We start from the raw sequence: 19,290 nt of genomic DNA, 5'->3' as shown, positions 1-19,290 counted from the left end.
CTTTAAATTTGATGATTTTTTAATTGAATAACAAAATTTAAAGCTGTGCTCCGTACTTAAATAGTCCATTTTCAAAATTACCCTCACAGGCAATCAATAATTTTTCTTTTAAGGCTTTTAACCTTTTCGGGTACTTGTTTGCGAGGTTCTTTTTTTCTCCAAAATCATTGGGTAAATAATAGAGTTCAAATGCCTTTTTTTGAAGATGAGTTCTTAGCTTCCATCCTTCATTTGTGATTAGCGTAGGTCCTGTAAACGATGAATAGACAATAAAATCGTGATTTTCTTTTCCTTTTTCACCTAATAGAGCATCATAAAAAGAAATGCCATCGGTAGTAAATTGTTTACAATATCCCGTAAATTCTGCTATTGTTGGTAGAATATCGTAATTGGCTGTAAGACGTTTGGATATACTGCCTTTAGAAATTTTATTTGGCCATTTTATAATTAACGGAACATGAATACCACCTTCTAAATTACTTCTTTTTAAACCTGCTCTACCACCATTTCCATCAAAAACATCACCACTTAAAGTACTGTAATATTTTCTGTTGTAATCATCAAATTGTTCTTTGGTTACTTTATTGGTGTACGGTTTTTCAACTCTTCCTTTTTTACTATAATAGATTTCGTGCCCATTGTCTGCCGTAAAAATTACAATGGTATTCTCTTCTAAACCTGTCTCTTCTAATTTTTTCATGATTTGTCCGACATTATCATCCAATAATTTTACCATAGAAGCATATTCTTTTTCTATTTGAGTTAGACGGTCATCATTTACAAAATCAGGGTGCACTTTAGGGATAGCAACAGGTCCGTGTGGTAATTGCGTAGGGAAATATAGCAAGAAAGGAGTATCAGTATGATCATCTATAAAACCAAGAACTTTGTCCATAAAATAGTTTTGAGAATAAACACTTTTCCCTTTCATATTCCAACGTTCTTTATAATGTTCTTCCGTTTCTGGTTCATTAGATTTACCACAATTTAAAAGTGTGTTTCCTTCAATTTCTACTATATCACCATTTTCAAAAAGAAAAGGAGGATAAAAACCATGTGCTCTTACATGATCTAGGTAGCCTAAGTAATAGTCCCAACCGTGTAATTTCATTTGCTTATTGGTTGTAGAGAATCCCCATTCTAATTTCCCAATTTGAGCAGTTTTATATCCCATTTCTTGAGCAATTTTACCAATAAAAACCTCTTCTGGATTTTCTTCACCTAGTTTCTCTTGCAAGGAATTTTCAATAGCTGCCAAATTAGAATTATTGGCATTGATATATGCAGTACCTTTAGTTATTTTAAATTCATCTTTATGACAATCATGCAATCCTGTAATTAACGAAGCTCTTGCTGGTGCACAGAGCATATTAGAATACGCCTGTTCAAAACGTAAACCATCTGTAGCAAGTTGATCTATATTGGGAGTTGTAATAATCTTTTGTCCTTCGTGGCCTAGCATTCCAATTCCTAAGTCATCGGCATAAATAATAATAATATTTGGATTTTGAGCTTTGACAGGATTAATCATCAAAATGAACATAAAAATGAAGGACTTAATTTTTTTCATGATACTACAATTCAATTTGCTTGTTTGCATTTTAGCTATTTAAAATGATGTTTTTAGAGCTATAAATGAATTTAATACCCTTTTCTAAAAGTGATTAGCAGAATAAGATTAATAATTATTAGTGTATAAAATACGCTATTTTTTGTAAAGAAAGTGATATTTAATTTCAGTGATTGTGCTCATAATTTTTTGATTCACCTTCTACATTGTGATCAGTTAACTAACAGTTCTGAAGTTATTATTTAACGAAGAACACTTTTTTACTACTCTTGAATCTTAAAGCAGATAATCTAAAACTACTTTATGAACTACTTATCAAGAGTGTATTTTAAACTGTAAAAAGAAGAAATGCTATGAAAAGAAATTACTTGAAAATTATTACACTCCTACTATTCTTTACGAATGCCCTTTATGGTGCTACGTTTAATGGAGAGGTTATCGAAGCAGAAAATGAAACGTTAACAGGAGAATTTGCAACTGTTGAAAAAGAATTTGCCTCTGGTGGTTCTTTTGTGAAAATTAAAAATACTGTTGATAACGAAGGTACTATCGAATTTACTGTAACAGATGTGGTTGAAGCAGGTTTATATAAACTACATCTGTATGCTTTTAATGGTGGTATAACACAAAGTGTAAATGTAATAGTAAACGGAGGAGCTGCCTCTCAAGAAACGATCCATCCGTCTAACTTTGCTTATGAAGATTATGCAAAAGTGAGTCTTATAGATGTAAACTTAGTAGAGGGAACAAATACAATTGCTATTACTACTAATGATTCTGATTTATCAATTGATAAATTTACAGTTACAGAACATTATAATATCTTCTACTTTAGTGCAGATGGAGACGATGATGCGAACGATGGTAGCCTTGCTTCTCCATGGAAAACAATTGCAAAAGCATCTGCTGTGGCAGAAAAAGAAACTAGTGGAGGTCTTTTATCTCCAGGTTCTCAATTACTTTTTAGAGCTGGCGACACTTTTGAAGGAAACTTCTTGGTGAAATGTTCTGGTACTGCAGATCGCCCTATTCATATAAGTAGTTATGGTGTAGGTGAATTGCCAATTATTACTGGTTCTGGAGCAATTGCAGGAGGAGATTATTTTGAAGCAATGAAGCTATTGAATGTATCTCATGTAGTAGTTTCTAAACTTTGGATTAAGAATGACAGACAAAACAATGATCGTTTTACATATGGCGAATCAAATAGTTATGGTATTCGTGTAACGGCTAACAAATGGGGTGGAGTATCGTCTAACCTAGAGTTTAGAGATTTAAAATTTTCTGATATTTTTGGTGTAGGTGTACCCGAAGAATTTAATGATTTAAGTGTAACAGGTCTTCGTTTTGAATCAGAAGCAAATGAGCCAAATCTAGAGGTTTCTATCAAGAATGTACTTGTTGAAGATTGTTATTTTACCCACCTTGGAAAAGCAGGTGTATGGGCAATACATAAAGGTTCTGAAGAGGTTGGAAATGATACGATCAATAGAAATATGGATTTTATTATTCGCAATAATACATTTACTAAAACAGGTGGATCTGGTGTAATTCTATCTAAAATGTACAATGCATTGGTTGATAATAACGAGTTTGATCGCTCAGGCCATAGTATGGCTTCTGAACCTCGTTTAGCAGGTAGAGGAAGTGGTATGTGGGTGTTTAAATGTGTGAATGTAATTGGTCAATACAACCGTTCATACAGTGTAAGAGGGTCTGGTGATTCTTATGGAATGCACATTGATTTTGGTAACCGAAACATTATCTATCAATACAATTATAGTGAAGATAGTGAAGGTGGTTTTGTAGAAGTTTTAGGTGATAACCATAATGTTGCTTACCGTTATAATGTGAGTGTGAACGATGGCTTTAGAACAAATCATGGTAGTACTATTTGGACTTCAGGATATGTAGGAACAGACAACACACCTGTACCATCTAATGATGTTTATGTGTACAACAACACTGTCTATTTAGATGCTAATAACGCACCAGATTTCTCTATATTTAGCGAGGATACTTATATCTATAACAACATATTTGTGCAAACTGGTAGTGGTGTTATGGGAGAGAAAGTAGAAATTGATATTCAGAATAATGGTGAGTTTATTGTAGATAACAATCTTTTTAGAGGAAACATTAATTCAGCGTTCACCAATTTAGATAACTCAGCTTTAAGTGGTAATCCAAGTTTTGTAAATGCAGGAGCAAAAAATATTGAAGGTTATCAAATTTATGAAGGAAGTGTGGTTGTAGATGCAGGTAAAACATTTCCAGAGCCTACTTTTCCAATGGCAGGGCAAGGTATTTTTAAAGATATTACGTTAGTCGCTTCTCATGATATCTACGGTAATGCAGTTGATATCTCAACTTACCTTCCGAATGTTGGTGCGGATAACAATTACAATAGCGAGATTGATCCATCTGTAATTAGAGTAGAAAGTGTATCAACTTCTCCACAGAATACAGTACAATTATTAGAGGGAGCAACACAGCAATTACAAGCTGTAATTTTACCAAATAATGCTTCAAATAAAAATGTAACATGGTCTAGTGCTAATACTGCAATAGCAACAGTAGATGCCAATGGTTTAGTAACAGCAATTGCAAATGGTTCAACATCAATTCAAGTAACAACAGAAGATAAAGGACTTACTGCAAGTGTAACCATTGCGGTTGGTACAGATGTTATTACAGAAGTATTAAATGGTGATTTCGAAAACGGTTTAACAAACTGGGGAAAATGGGCAGATGCTAATACAGGAAGCACTTCGCACCATGGTAATCTTGCTGCTAAGTTAACTGGTCCATCATCTATAAGACAATGGGTAAAAGTAAAACCTAATACCACTTATACGTTATCTGGTTTTGCAAAAGTTATAGATCCAGAAAATGATAGAGTTGTATTAGGTATAAACGATGAGAAAGACAAGGGTATCGGTAATGTTCAAATTTATGATACCGAGTATACTTTACATCAGTTTATGTTTACAACAAGTGCAAGTACAGATTCTGTAAAAGTATTTTTCTGGCGCCCCGCGAATGGTGTTGGTAATGCCTTTGCAGATGAAATTAAGTTAGAAGAAACGGCCTATGTTGTAAATAACGATTTTGAAAAATCAACAATTGGTTGGACTACTTGGGGAAGTCAAAATATTTCAACAACACAGAATAATGGCTCTTCTGCATTAACAATAAGTGGAAATGCAGGGGCAAATCAAATCTTTAAAACGAAAGCTTCTACAACCTACGAAATCAGTTTCTATGCATATGTAGAAGATAATACTGTTCCAGTAAGTTTCTCTCTATCAAATGCCGATGGAGGAAATGTATATGCATCAAAATCTATTGTTGCAACTGTAAACACAAAGCATACTTTTACATTTACAACTGACGATGTAGAAAATACAAAATTTGGATTTTGGAGACCTCAAAACTCTACGGGGAATGCTTATTTAGATGATATTACCGTAACAGAAATTTCTGGAAGTGGGGCAAGAGTAGCTTCAATTTCAGAAATGGAAGAAGTATTTACGGTTAGTGTATATCCTAACCCAGCAACTGATCAAGTTACAATTTCTACTCAATCAGCAGGAGTGTCAACTGTTCAAATTTATAATTTGATGGGACAGATGGAGTTGAGTAAATCATTTACATCACAAACAAACGTAGATGTGAATGTTTTAACAGCCGGTTTGTATGTTGTTGTGATTTCAGATGAGTTTGGAAACAATACATCAACTAAATTATTAGTGAGATAATTCTCAATTTATAGTGATAAAACCACCCAATAAACCATGAAGAAATTTGTGGGTTGTTGGGTGTTTTTTATTTGAAAAAGTATTGTCTTTAAAATTATTTTCATTCTATAACTTTTCAATTATATTTCTTAGGTGATATCTAAGATAGTTTAGTGATAACAAGGGTAATAAATAGTTGTTTTTTTTTGTTAAAATATTTTTTTTAAATGATGTTGTTAGTTCTAATAACATTTTATACGAGATGTTTTTCTATGTTCTATCATTTTTTTTTAAGTGATGATTATTAAAGTGTTACGACTTGTAGATTATATTAATTTTACTTTAAATTTATGAAGCTATAACAAAGAACTAAAAACTATAAACATGTGTAATTTTACTGAACAACTATTCAGAATTATTCTTCATGAATCGAAAATAAATAAGAATAAACAATCTATTCATTGGGAAACAATTTATAGGTGTTATGCTAAAAATATTTTTGATAGAAAGTCACTCTTCGGAATCTTAAATGGTAATTTAGGAATTATCCTTTTCCTGATTACATATTACAAACATTCGATTGATAAAAAAGAAGTTAAAGAATTAATTGATAAAGGGTTAAAGGAGTGTATTCACCATTATAAAAAGAAAGATTGTAAGATAGGTTTTTATAATGGTATAGGAGGATTAATATATGTTTTATTAGAAGCTTTCAAACTTTTATCAGAACAGCAATATCTTGATGAAGCTTGTAAATTGACATATAAGAAAACTAATAAATTTGATTGTAAAAAGGTAAATTTAGAGGAAGGTTTAGCAGGGTACCTACTGTCTTTATTACATTTATATGATATCGACACGTCAGAATATCTTAAACAAGAAATATTTGAATGTCTAAATGTAATTATAGGAAAGGCAAGATTTACTAAAAAAGGTGTTTTTTGGGATGAGGATGTTAATTCTTATGCTCCCGTTATGGGTTTTTTAAAAGGGAATTCAGGCATTGTATTTACTTTATTAGAAGTTCAAAAGCAATTTGTGATTGAAGATAAATTATACAAAAAGATAATTAGTGAAGCTTTTACATTTGAAAATACATATTTTGCTCCAGAAGAAAGAGGTTGGATTAATACATTGAATTTTGATTATTACTTCGGTAACATATACAAAACAGATAAACTATTTAAACCTAAAAATGAATTTTCTTTTAAGAAAGGAATTAATTCTCCTTTTTGGGATACAGGAGATATTGGTTTTTTACTTTCTAGAAGTAAGGATAGTAAGGAATATAAATTAGTTATTGAGACACTTAATGCTTTAGTAAACGATCTGATACAAGAAAAAAATAGATTTCCACAAATTGAATTAAATAAAACAGGCGGACTTATATTATCGTTACACGGTATTGGGGAGTTGAATGTTAATTATAATCTAGAATTGATAATTAAGGCTATATTGAAATCAGATAAAGAATCAAGTCATTATCTAAATGAACATATTTCTGATTTATCTTTTTTAAAAGGTAAGGTAGGTAAGGGGTATCTTCTTTTAAAGTTAAAAGAAAAAAATATGTCATCAGTACTTACACCTTTCGTATGTAAAAGAAAAGAGCAAAAAGAATTTCTGGATCTTGATGTTTGGGATGTAATTTTAAAGTTTCAGTTAAATTACTTTTCGTTAAATTTTAAAATAAATAAGCCAAAAACAGAATTGTTTTATGATTTATTTAATGTTTTTTTTAAACAAGAGTTTATTGATAATCAATTTTTGCAATCTAGTTTAATTGAGGAGAAAATAAAGTTTAAGTTGAGATCCAGGATAGGGAATTGGCTTTATGAAAAAGCAAAACAGATTAAAAATTGTAAACAAAATCATATATTAAAATATGATGAGATACTAAAAAATAGAAGTAATATGTTTACTTTTTTTGACATTATAAAAAATAGATTTTTTATACTTTTTCTTCATCCAGAAGATGGTATTTTAAGAATAGAAGTGTCATCAATAGATTTTGTCGTGTTTAATGAATTAAGAAATAATTCAATAAGTTACCAAAAATTATTGGAGGTGATGTTACAATCTAATAATTCTATTCACAAAATGAACAAAGAATCTCTTGAGAATAGAATTCAAGAACTTTTCATGAATGGATTTATTGAAAAAATAAACTAATTATGTTAACTATTGCACTAAGAATTTTTCCTCAAGAAAGTCATCATAATGCAACATTCAAATTCGCTGAAGAATTACAAAAGATGGGGCATAAATTGATTTATATAGGAACTGAACATATTAAAAATTTAATTATTGAAAATGGTTTTGAGTTTTATGAAATAGATCAAAAGGATGATATTATAGAAAAACCAGTGAATCGAAAAGCTGAAAAAAATAAATATAGATATTACCTAAAGTTGTTATCTACTTTGTCTATTGAGCGTGAATCAATGAAAAAGGTTGGCAAGGAAATACTAAGTAAAGATTTTTTTTCAAAAATAATTGAAGATTTAAATCCAAACCTTTATTTAGTAGACTCTGTTTATAAAGCCAATATATTACCATTATTGGAAAAAAATATGCCAGTAGCTTTAGTGGAGACTACAGTTTCTACTATTAGAACAAAGAATAAACCACCTTTATCTTCTTCTATAGTTCCAAAAATTAATAATAAATGGTCGAATGTAAAGGTTAGTTGTAGCTGGATCTTACATAATATAAGACAGAAAAGAATGAATTTATTAATGACTTCTTTTGAGAAATCAATTAAGGAATATATAGATAGAAGTTCTCTAGATAAAAGTATTTTAGACAAGAAACGCTATAAATTTCTTGGATATCATACAGTACCAGAGATTAATACTACCTTTTTAGAATTTGATTTTCCTCATGAGAAAAAAGAAAACCACTTCTATGTTGCTCCAAATCAATTAATGAAAAGAAAAAATCTCATTTATGATTATATGTTTGATAGGGTGATAGAAATGCATTGTAAAACAAATAATAAACTTGTCTTTTGTTCTTTTGGTACGATGGCATGGAGATATTATGGGCATGAGCAGTTTTTAGAGAAACTCACTCAAGCTTTTAAAAAAATAAAGGAAGTAACTTTTTTAGTTTGTGTTGAAGATGAAAATCAAAGATTAAAATTAAGGGAAATGATAGATAACGAATCAATTTATTTTTTTAGACGTGTACCACAGGTAGACTTATTAGAAAAGGGAATCGATCTTATGATAGGTCATGGTGGTGTGAATTCTATAAATGAATGTATTTTAACGAAAACACCAATGCTTATCTACCCAGGGAGTAAAGAATTAGATCAAGTGGGAAATGCATCTAGAGTAGTTTTTCATGGATTAGGAATGAGAGGTACATATTCAGATAGTGAGAGAAAAATAATTAATAAAGTTAACTTTTTACTCAGTGATAAATCATTCTTACTGAGTTTGAAAAACCTTAATAAGAATATTAGTAAAAGTAATAAATATACATCTGTAGGTGATTTAATTTCTAAGCTAATACCATCAAATTGAATTAATAAAACAATGATAAATTCAATCTTAAAATCGAACAAACTTACTTCCTTTATACTACTCGTTTTTCTGTCTTGGCTCATTCAATTTATATCTAGTGAGTTTCTTTTCACAGAAGATGTTTGGTATTCCACTTATGGAGAACAATTGACAATTGAACAAATTGACGGACTATTGGAATGGAATTTAGAGTATTGGTGGTTTGCATATGTATTAGTACCAATAATATTGGGTATTAAAGTTATACTGATCACTTTAGCCTTAATAATTGGAGCAATTTTATTTGATATTTCACTCTCTTTTAGTAAAACAATGGGAGTGGTGATAATTGCTGAATATATCTTTCTAATTCCCAGTTTTTTTCAATTGTTTTGGTTTTCAACGATTACAAATGTTACAACTATTACCGATATGGTATCATTTACACCATGGACATTATGGTATTATTTGGATCATGAAGAACTGATGCAATGGGTAAATTACCCTCTAAATTTAGTTAATCTGTTTGAGTTGTTTTTTATTATTTCCTTGACATTTTTCACGAAAAAATTTTTGGTGGAAGAAGATCAAAATGCTTATAAAATTGTATTATATGGTTACGGCAGTGGACTTTTAACTTGGGCTATTTTTATTACTTTTTTATCGATCCAATATAGTTAATATGAAAAATAAAAAACTTATAATAATTGTTTCTTTTTTAGGGGTTATTTCTTTCTTGACTTATAGCATAATCAAAACATTAAAACAAAAAGAAGAAGTAGAAAATACTATTAAAAAGTTACCTGACTTTTCTTTTCAATCATATTTAGATACAACAGAAGTAATTACTTCTGAAATGTATGTCAATAAAAAAGTGATAATTACATTTTTTAATTCTACATGTCATTTCTGTATTGATGAAATATTCCTATTTCAAAAGAATCAACAAATATTAGAAAAAGAAAAGATTCAAGTTGTGTTGGTCTCTGAAGAACCTGTTGAAGTAGTTTTGGAGTTTATTGAAAAAAGTGAATTGGATCATCTTAATTTTAAATTTTTAAGAGCAAGAGAAAATATGTTCTTTCAAATTTTTGGGTCTAGTTCAGTACCTAATTCATTTTTATACAATAAAGAAGGGAAGCTCATAAAAAATATTAAAGGGTTGTCAAAATTCACGATGATTACAAAAAGTTTTGAAGATGATGAAGGAAAAATATAAATTGTTTGAAAAGTATCAGGTAACACAACAAGGCGAATCTGACTGTGGAATAGCCTGTTTACTTAGTATTATAAATTATTATGATGGAGTTTCTATTCCTTTAGAAGAACTGAGAGCCATAAGTGGAACGACAGTAACGGGAACAACCTTACTTGGTCTTTATGAGGCGGCAAATAATTTAGGTTTTAATGCCAATGGTTGTAAGGCGACGATTGAAAGTTTAAAAGAACATGATAGTCCTGCTATTTTACATGTTATTCTAAACCAACATCTACAACATTATATTGTTTTTTATGGTTATAATTCTGAAAATAATACTTTCATTATAGGTGACCCAGCTCGTGGTATTAAAGTTTATACAGAAGAAGAATTAAGTGAAGTTTGGATATCTAAAACAATTTTAGTGCTTGAAAAGACAGATAAATTTCAACTAAATAAAAATAAGAAGGAGAATAGGAAGAAATGGTTTTTAGATATTATTGATGAAGACAAGAATTACTTAATTTCAGGTGGTTTTTTAGGAGTAATCATCGCAGTATTAGGACTGTCAATGAGTATCTTTTCACAAAGATTAATTGATTATATACTCCCTTCTAATGATCTAACAAAATTAATATTATCAATAGGGCTGTTATTCATATTACTTTCAGTAAGGGTTTTGTTTACATATGTTAGAGGTGTTCTATTATCAAAACATTCAAAGAAATTTAACTCAAAAGTAATTCACTCTTTTTTTAGTAAATTAATGTATTTGCCATTCTCCTTTTTTCAACAAAGAAAAACAGGAGAAATGGTAGCAAGATTAAATGATTCGCAACGTTTACAACAAGTCGTTACGTATTTTATGACAAGTGTGGTAATTGACTTCTTACTTGTATTTATATCCTTAGTTTATCTATGCTTTTTTAATATTTGGATAGGATTAACTGTTGTAGTATTTATTCCGGTATATGTTTTTGTTGCTTTTAAATATAATAAAAAGGTAATGGATGCACAGCAAGAAGTCATGGAATTGTATGCTCATACGGAAAGTCAATATATTAGTACTGTTCAAGGAATAAAAACGGTAAAAGTGAACCAAAAAGAGGCATTTTTCACAGTTCAGACAAAACAAATATACGACGAGTATCAATCTAGAATTTTTGATTTTTCTAAACTTCAGTTAAAAATAGGAAGTTTTATGGAAAGTTGGAATACTGTATTTTCTGTCGCACTACTTGGTTTGGGGGCTACTATAGTATTTAAAGAAGGTTTGACAACTGGAGAAATGATGGCAATTCTTACAGTAGCTATGAATATTACACCTTCTGTTATCAGAGTTTCTTTATCAAATATAGAATGGAATGAAGCAAAGGTAGCGTTTGATAGAATGTATGAATTTGTAAAGGTTGAAGAGGAAAAACAAAATTTAACTTTAAAAATAGATGAAATTGATGTAATTGATTTCAAAGAGGTTAGTTTTAGATTTCCAGGTAAAAAAGAATTATTGTCAAAGCTGAATTTCAAAGTAAAGAACGGAGAAATGATTGCTGTGACAGGAGATAGTGGTTCAGGAAAAAGTACTTTATTTAATATACTTCAAAAATTTCAAACAATATCAAGTGGTGAAATTGTGGTAAATGAAACTTCTTTAGATTTAATTTCTAATAAGAATTGGAGGCAATATATTGGCATAGTAGACCAAAACATAATGTTATTTCCAGGTACTGTTATTGAAAATATTACACTAAGTTCTGAACCTGAGAATTATGAAGCAGCAGTAAATTTTTGTCAAAAAATTGGGTTACATCAACTAATCATGAAACTCCCTCAAGATTATTTAACTATTGTTGGTGAAAATGGGATAAACTTATCTGGTGGACAGAAGCAATTAGTAGCATTAGCAAGAGCTTTATTTAAAAAACCAAAAGTGTTATTACTTGATGAATTTACATCTGCAATGGACTCTTCTATTGAGAAAGAAGTTTTAGAGATTCTAAAAAAGGAAGCTAAAAATAGAATCACTATCCTAGTTTCTCACCATGATGAATTACTTCACTATGTTGATAAGACATATAAAATAGAAAATAATACAATGCATACTTTAGCATTGGTATAAGATATTATTGTGCACAAATAATAAGCGGAAGTCGAAAAGCTTGAAAAGAGTAGACACTTGAAAACAAACTTTTATAAATAATGGAAAACCTTAATTTAAATGAAATGGTAATTATTGAAGGTGGTTGTTCTTCAACAACCAATAAGGTAATTGCAACAGCCGGGCTTGTTGCTGGTGTAGCAGCTTTTGCTGGTCCTGTAGGAGCATTAATAGCAGGTCCAACTGCTATTGGTATGGGAATAGCTTCAGTTTACTGTGCATATAGTTAATAGGAAATTAAACCCTACTTTAAATAAGTAGGGTTTATAATTTTTTATAATAATTAATTGTTTTTATGATAAAAATAAAGAATTTAAAGAAAGTATATAATTCACATAAGGTACTAGATATATTAGATATTCATATAAATCCTGGGTCTATATATACTTTGATAGGCAAAAATGGTGAAGGAAAGTCAACTTTATTAAATGCGATATTGGATTTAATTACAATAGATGAAGGTCTTATTACTATTAATGGTAAACCTGTTACGAATTTAACAACTATAGAGAAAAGAAATATAGGTGTACTTCAAGATCAATTAAATTTAATAGAAGAAGTAGATGCCTACACATTTCTAAAATATATAGCTCAGATTTATAAAGTACCTAAAGAAGTTATTGATAAGAGAATACAAGATTTGTTAGACTTATTTTTTGAAGACAAAAACAAGTCATCATTAAATCAACCAATCTTAACTTATTCCACTGGTATGAAAAAGAAAATAGCTTTTTGTGCAGCTGTCATTCATACACCTGATTTATTGATATTAGATGAACCTTTTACTGGGTTAGATTTAGTTTCAGCCAATAAGCTGTGCTTATTTTTAAAGAAATATATCAATAATGAACGTTGCATATTTATCTCTTCTCACAATATCAATTATATTGAAAAAATAAGTACAGATATAGGAATATTAATTGATAGTAAGATTACATTTTCAGGAGAATATAGACAATTTATCACAAATCAATCACTTTATGATGAATTATTAAAATGGTTAAATATTGATGTAGAAGAAACTCAATTAAACTTGGATTGGTTATGATTAAGACATTGATTAGTATAAGATTGAAGTTATTGACTCATCATTTAAAAGATGTGGGCATAGTATTAATTAATATAATAGCAATATTTACGACTCTAATATACGGAGGTTTGTATAGCCTTTTATCAAAATTAATAATTAATGGAAATACTGAATTTATTAGTTTAAATGAATTCAATATTTTTGTTAACACATTAATAGTAGTTTTTTTTATTTTTTTTAAAGTTTTTCCAAACTATTCATCATTAAAAAAAGAATTCCCTTCTTATTATCCAATATCTATTTTTGTGAAATATTTATATTCTTTAGTTGTCTATTTTTTCACGCCTCTAATCCTCCTAATAACTCTTTTTTATATGTGTATCTGGCTTTTAGGTGCAGAAAATGAATATATCTTAAAAAGCTTTATTCTTATAGTGAATGTAATATTCATATTTCGAAATATTCAGTATTTAATTGATTTTAAAAATAACTTATTAAGTTACCTACTAACAATAATTATAGTATTTCTTATCTTCTTTTTGAAAGATAATTTTTATTGGTGTTTAATATTACTTTCATTTCTAGATGGTTATTACAAGGAATCTATAACAGAAAATTATTCTTTTGTTGTCCAAAATAATAATTATCATTTTCCATTTTTTATTACAATTTTAATAAAAAATAAAACAAGATTAAATACTATATTAGTTGCGTTTTTTATGAAAAGTTTACTAATCACTATTAATATTGTTTTGTATAGAAAAACAGGGAAATATTTTGGCGATAGTGAAGCGTTATTATGGGTAATACTTTCACCTATTTTTATATTTAATTATCTCCATAATAACTTTTTAATGTTTTTTAAAGACCTATTGTTTAGATCGTACTTATCAAATGGTCAATTTAATCATATTATTCAAATTGGTTCTAGACTTCTTATTTTCCCATTATTTATAGATTTATCATTAACTTTATTAGCAATTTTATTTTTCAAAATTAACTTGGTTAAAATAAGTAGCTTTTATTTATTCTCTTTAATACTAGCATATTCTAGTAGTTTTTTTTGGAGTATTACAATGCCATTATCTATCAAAAGAGTATTTCAGTTAAATGGTACAACTTCCAAAGTTGCTTCTCTTTTTTTAATAATAAGCACATTTTTAATCTATTATTTAACAAAAACAACTTCTCTATATTTGTTAGTTGTTATTATAGTTTTAATTGGAGGATTAATCTTAACCATATCAAAAACTATGTATAAAAAAGGAAAATATAAATTACTTTCTAAATAGTTAAAAACTATTGTTTAGTGGATTTTAGTTTTAAAAAACAGTTATATGGTTAATAAGTTGTATTTGTAAAAATAGTAGGCGTAAGTAAGCTTTTAATAAGTTAGATACTTGAAAATTAACTTTAATAAAAAATGAAACATAATTCAACTTTAGAAGTTGATATATCTACAAATATTTTTTATTAGGCAAGATCGAAAGAGAGTCTGAACTTGAAAAGTTTTAGAAAAAAATAGTAATGATAAAGAATTTACTGAAGTTAATTGTATGTTTTCTTTTTTCTAAAAGAGGAGTTACTATTTATTTAATCTTTTTTTTAGTTTAAAAATGCTAATATCATTCTTACAAGAACCTTTAGAAAACCTTTCTTCACATAAAGTACGTAATGTAACAACTGGTTTAGGCGTGTCCTGGGGGTTGTTGATATTAATATTACTTTTAGGCGGTGGAGAAGGGTTATACAAAGGTATCCAAAAACTCTTTTCAGGTTATTCTAAGAATTCTGTTTGGGTATATGGCGGACAAACTTCGATGGTTTATAATGGAGAACCGGAAGGTAAAAATATCACTTTTACAGATGCATATTTAACATCACTTCAATTAAAGTACAATGAAATAGAACAACTTGCTTTAGAAGTAAATAAAAACGGATTTACAAAAATATCATATCTCAATAAGCATATACAATGTAATTTGAAAGGTGTAAACAATGATTTCTTTGATCTTAAAAACCTACCATTAAAAAGAGGTAGGTATTTCAATCCGTTAGATGAAACACAAAAACGAAATGTTTGCATTGTTGGAGGGTATTCTCAAGAATCGTTATTCAAAAATGAAAAAGGAATAGGAAAAGAAATCTATATAGACAATGTACCTTTTGTAATTATAGGTGAATTGGATAATGATAATTTATTTTCTCAAAATGAAACAAGAAATATCTTTATTCCTTTAGAAACTTTTCAAAGTATTTTTGAAAAAAAAGAAGCATTTTTTTCATTTGGTATTTCATTATCAAGTGCTGTTGAAAGTGATTTTGTTGATAAAGAATTAAAACCTCATTTTTCTAAGACTTTAAGGTTTGATGAAAAAGATACCAATGCTCTCTTCTTACTAGAAGCTAAAGAACAAAAAAAATCTTTTGATGACCTTTTTAAATACCTTAACTTTTTTTTATGGGGAGTAGGAATATCATTACTATTAAGTGGAATGATTAGTATTTGTAATATGATGGTATTAGCTATCAAAGAACGAACAAAGGAATTAGGAATACGAAAAGCATTGGGAGCATCACCAAGAGAATTGTTGATAATGATTGTGACAGAATCCACTTTACTTACACTTTTTTCTGGTGTAATTGGGATATTGTTAGGGGTTATTATAATTGAAATTTTAAATTATTTCATTTTTCATTCTACTGAAAGTAAGATTATAGAAGGGTTAGAAGTAAACCCATTAATTATATTTTTAGCTTTTATATTGTTACTTATTTCAGGTGTTATTGCTGGATTTATTCCTGCAAAAAAGGCTATGGATTTAACAGTAGTGAATGCATTAAATGAAAAAAATTAATTAGTATGAAAAGTAAAGCAATAATTTTTTTAATTGTATTTATTGGGGTATTATCTGCTTTTGCATTTAAAAAAAATCAGAAAGAAGATAGGTTGAAAAATAAAGGCATTCATCCTTATTATTCAATTATTAAACATGAAAGAAAACTTTCTGGATATATTGAACCGATGAAAGAAATACACCTTAAACCACAAATTTCGGGTGTAATAGAAAAAATATATATACGTCCTGGTCATCATGTAAAGGTAGGAGATTTAGTGGCAACTCTAAAAGTTATTATAGATCCACTATCATTGGAAGATGCAGAAAATAGAATGAGACTTGTTAAAGATAATTATAATCTAGCCAAAGCAGATTTAGAAAGAAATAAGAAGTTATTTCAAGCTGGAGCTATATCAGAAAGTACTTTTCAAAAAATTGAAAATGAGGAAAAAAAATATAGACAAGAGCTTTATTCAATCAAAAGGAAAATACAATTAATTAAGAAGGGACATATTGATGGTGAAAAGCAAGTTTCAAACCATGTGTATTCTACAATTTCTGGAGTAGTGTTAGATATTCCATTTAAGGAGGGAAGTTATGTAATTGAAACAAATACGTTCAATGAAGGAAGTACTATAGCTACTGTAGCAGATATGAATAAAATGTTATTTAAAGGGTTAATTTCAGAAAATGATATTCAATATCTAAAAGAAGGAATGCATTTTCCAATTTTTATAGGTGCTACTGGAAACCAAGTATTTGATGCCATTTTAACTTATATATCACCAAAAGGTAAATTAATAAATGGTATTTCTAAATTTGAATTCGAAGCTTTAATCCAATATGAACAAAATCAAAAACTTGTTATTAGATCTGGGTATTCTGCTATTGCGAATATCTTAATTGAAGAAACTGATTCGGTTTTAGCAATTAAGGAAGAAATGTTATTCTTCGATGAAAAAGATCAAACTTTTGTATACTTAAACATAGAAGGGGAAAAAGAAAAAAGATATGTTGAAGTAGGAGTATCTAATGGAATAGAAATAGAAATAAAGAATGGATTAACTGAAACGTCATTATTAAGATTATGATTATTCTAGATGGTGTTTATAAGTCTTATCAAACTAATGATATTAAGAATGAAGTGTTAAAAAATATTTCACTTAAAGTAGGTCGATCTGAATTTGTTGCTATTATGGGTTCTTCTGGTTCTGGAAAATCAACTCTTTTAAATATCATTGGCTTATTAGATAACTTAGACTCAGGCTATTTATCATTAAATGGTTTAGAATGTATGGATTTAAACGAAACAGAAAAAGCAAAACTGAGAAATGAATTAATGGGGTTTGTGTTTCAATCATTTCATTTATTACCCCATAAAACCGTTCTTAAAAATATCGAATTAGCATTATTTTATCAAAAAGTAAAAAGCAAGGAAAGAACGCTAAAAGCAAAAGATGTTTTACAAAAAGTAGGTCTATTAGAAAAAGCAGATTCATTACCAAATGAATTATCAGGAGGTCAAAAACAGAGAGTGGCAATTGCTAGAGCTTTAGTTACAAACCCTCCAATTATATTTGCGGATGAACCAACAGGAGCCTTGGATTCTAAAACATCTCACGAAATTATGAATCTTTTAAAGGGAATTAATACTAGTGGTAAAACTATTTTAATGATCACACATGATAAAACAATAGCGGGGTATGCTGATAAAATAATTCACTTAGCAGATGGTCATATTTTAATATAATAAAATGAAATATTTTTATACCACTATATTTATTACTCTTTCAATCCTAAAATTACAAGCTCAAAATCTTTCTTTAAATGATGCGGTTCAAAAAGCTTTAAAAAGTAATTTTGATATAAACATTGAACGTTTGAATGTCGAGGATGCATCTCAATTAAATACTTGGGGTAATGCAGGGAGGTACCCTCAAGCTCAATTGCAAATCGGTAATTCTGCACAGTTTCAATATACAGATCCAGCATCTCCTTTTGCTTTAGAAGGAAAAAGTAATAATAACACATTAAATGCAGGTTTAAATTTACAATGGGTATTATTTAACGGCTTTAATGTTTCTTTGAAGAAAGAACAATTGAATATGTTAGAGAAACAGGCAAGTTGGAAATTAACATATCAGATGGAAGAACAAATTGAACTTGTTATTCAAGCATACTATATAGTTCAATATGAGAAAGAGAAACTAAAAGTTTTAAATCGTATTTTATCTCTATCTAAGGATAAATTAGAAAATTCACGTTTACAAAATAAAGTAGGCTCTGGAAGTAGCTTTGAATTAGCAAGAGATGAAACAACCTTTTATACTGATTCTACAAACTATATAGATCAATTATTAATTTGGGAAAATTCACAAAGAGATTTAAACTATATTATGGGTGTTGAAAATATTGATATGCAGTATGATTTGTTAGACTCATTGAATATAACCCCTAAAAATTTTAATTTTGAACAATTATATTCTACTGCTTTAGAAAATAATACGTCTTTAAACAGGCAAAAAATTGTTGAATATATTCAGGAAAATACAATTAGACAAAAGAAGAATTTAAAAGCACCTTTGTTAACAGCTGATTTTGGATATTCTGGAAACACAAATTGGTATACAGCTGATATGCCTCAGTTAGAAGGTGGTTTTAAACAAGAAACGAATAGAGGTTTAGGGTATGGACCAAATATAGGAGTTACATTATCCTTGCCTATATATAATGGCGGAAAAAATAATAGACAAATTCAATCTGCTATTTTACAAAGAGAAAAAGCTTTCATAGAAAGAAAAAAAATAGAAACTTATCTGAAAAATGAATTTACAAAAGCATTTTTAGCTTATCATAATGAGATAAAGAAAGAAGAGTTAAGTAAAAAAAGTTTAGCTTCAGCAGATAAAAATTTATTGTTAAGTAAAGAACAATTAGAGCAAGGAACGATAACAACATTTGAATTTAGACAAGTTCAAAATAGTTACCTTAATTCTTCATTAAATTTATTTAATTCACAGCTAAGTTTAATTCAATCCCAAATTACTTTGCTTAGAATCTCTGGGAGTTTATTAGATATCAAGTAAAAAATTACCTATTTTAAAAAGTCAACTTGTAAATTAAAAGAGCAAACTTATGAAACCACTTATAATAGTACTTATTATACTACTTAGTATTGTCTGTATAGTAATTATATTTCTTGATTTATTTCAGATATTCGAGAATAAATATTTACTAGCATTAAG

At 28.6% G+C, this 19,290-nt stretch carries 14 protein-coding genes; 13 read left to right on the top strand and 1 reads right to left on the bottom strand.

Features of this window, described 5'->3' with window-relative positions; all coding sequences use genetic code 11:
- Nucleotides 1-37 precede the first annotated feature (37 nt).
- On the bottom strand, nucleotides 38-1,570 hold the full coding sequence (locus tag KM029_RS22030; protein ID WP_144075968.1) for an arylsulfatase: 1,533 nt from the start codon (nucleotides 1,568-1,570) through the stop codon (nucleotides 38-40).
- 353 nt (nucleotides 1,571-1,923) lie between these two features.
- On the opposite strand from KM029_RS22030, the gene KM029_RS22025 reads away from it, so the two are divergent.
- The 13 genes from KM029_RS22025 to KM029_RS21965 all read left to right on the top strand — a co-directional run bounded on the left by KM029_RS22025 (nucleotide 1,924) and on the right by KM029_RS21965 (nucleotide 19,131).
- Entirely contained in the window at nucleotides 1,924-5,331 is a 3,408-nt protein-coding gene (locus KM029_RS22025; RefSeq protein WP_144075967.1) for an Ig-like domain-containing protein, read from the top strand.
- Between the two features lie 363 nt (nucleotides 5,332-5,694).
- Nucleotides 5,695-7,482: a lanthionine synthetase LanC family protein gene (locus tag KM029_RS22020; protein ID WP_144075966.1), complete on the top strand. Its 1,788-nt coding sequence runs from the start codon at nucleotides 5,695-5,697 to the stop codon at nucleotides 7,480-7,482.
- A 2-nt stretch (nucleotides 7,483-7,484) separates the two neighbouring features.
- Nucleotides 7,485-8,840, top strand: coding sequence for a glycosyltransferase (locus KM029_RS22015; RefSeq protein ID WP_144075965.1), 1,356 nt, complete (start codon nucleotides 7,485-7,487; stop codon nucleotides 8,838-8,840).
- 12 nt (nucleotides 8,841-8,852) lie between these two features.
- Nucleotides 8,853-9,500: a hypothetical protein gene (locus KM029_RS22010; RefSeq protein ID WP_144075964.1), complete on the top strand. Its 648-nt coding sequence runs from the start codon at nucleotides 8,853-8,855 to the stop codon at nucleotides 9,498-9,500.
- 1 nt (nucleotide 9,501) lies between these two features.
- On the top strand, nucleotides 9,502-10,038 hold the full coding sequence (locus KM029_RS22005; RefSeq protein WP_144075963.1) for a peroxiredoxin family protein: 537 nt from the start codon (nucleotides 9,502-9,504) through the stop codon (nucleotides 10,036-10,038).
- Complete coding sequence (locus tag KM029_RS22000; RefSeq protein WP_144075962.1) at nucleotides 10,019-12,136, top strand: peptidase domain-containing ABC transporter; 2,118 nt, start codon at nucleotides 10,019-10,021, stop codon at nucleotides 12,134-12,136. The genes KM029_RS22005 and KM029_RS22000 overlap by 20 nt, the downstream gene beginning before the upstream one ends.
- 80 nt (nucleotides 12,137-12,216) lie before the next feature.
- Nucleotides 12,217-12,405, top strand: a complete 189-nt coding sequence (locus KM029_RS21995; protein ID WP_126618785.1) for a hypothetical protein — start codon at nucleotides 12,217-12,219, stop codon at nucleotides 12,403-12,405.
- A gap of 65 nt (nucleotides 12,406-12,470) precedes the next feature.
- The gene (locus KM029_RS21990; RefSeq protein WP_144075961.1) at nucleotides 12,471-13,223 is read left to right on the top strand and encodes an ABC transporter ATP-binding protein; all 753 of its coding nucleotides are present in this window, start codon (nucleotides 12,471-12,473) and stop codon (nucleotides 13,221-13,223) included.
- A gap of 701 nt (nucleotides 13,224-13,924) precedes the next feature.
- Nucleotides 13,925-14,497 (top strand): hypothetical protein, encoded by a 573-nt coding sequence (locus KM029_RS21985; RefSeq protein WP_144075960.1) that lies wholly within the window; start codon nucleotides 13,925-13,927, stop codon nucleotides 14,495-14,497.
- A 324-nt stretch (nucleotides 14,498-14,821) separates the two neighbouring features.
- Complete coding sequence (locus KM029_RS21980; RefSeq protein ID WP_144075959.1) at nucleotides 14,822-16,063, top strand: ABC transporter permease; 1,242 nt, start codon at nucleotides 14,822-14,824, stop codon at nucleotides 16,061-16,063.
- 5 nt (nucleotides 16,064-16,068) lie between these two features.
- Nucleotides 16,069-17,136, top strand: a complete 1,068-nt coding sequence (locus KM029_RS21975; RefSeq protein ID WP_144075958.1) for an efflux RND transporter periplasmic adaptor subunit — start codon at nucleotides 16,069-16,071, stop codon at nucleotides 17,134-17,136.
- On the top strand, nucleotides 17,133-17,795 hold the full coding sequence (locus tag KM029_RS21970; protein ID WP_144075957.1) for an ABC transporter ATP-binding protein: 663 nt from the start codon (nucleotides 17,133-17,135) through the stop codon (nucleotides 17,793-17,795). Before KM029_RS21975 ends, KM029_RS21970 begins: the two co-directional genes overlap by 4 nt.
- A gap of 4 nt (nucleotides 17,796-17,799) precedes the next feature.
- Nucleotides 17,800-19,131 (top strand): TolC family protein, encoded by a 1,332-nt coding sequence (locus KM029_RS21965; RefSeq protein ID WP_144075956.1) that lies wholly within the window; start codon nucleotides 17,800-17,802, stop codon nucleotides 19,129-19,131.
- The last annotated feature ends 159 nt before the right edge of the window (nucleotides 19,132-19,290 follow it).

Source organism: Flammeovirga kamogawensis, from assembly GCF_018736065.1.
GTDB classification, from domain to species: Bacteria; Bacteroidota; Bacteroidia; order Cytophagales; family Flammeovirgaceae; genus Flammeovirga; species Flammeovirga kamogawensis.
The sequence above is the reverse complement of the archived record's forward strand: the minus strand, read 5'-3'. Positions and strand labels throughout refer to the sequence as shown.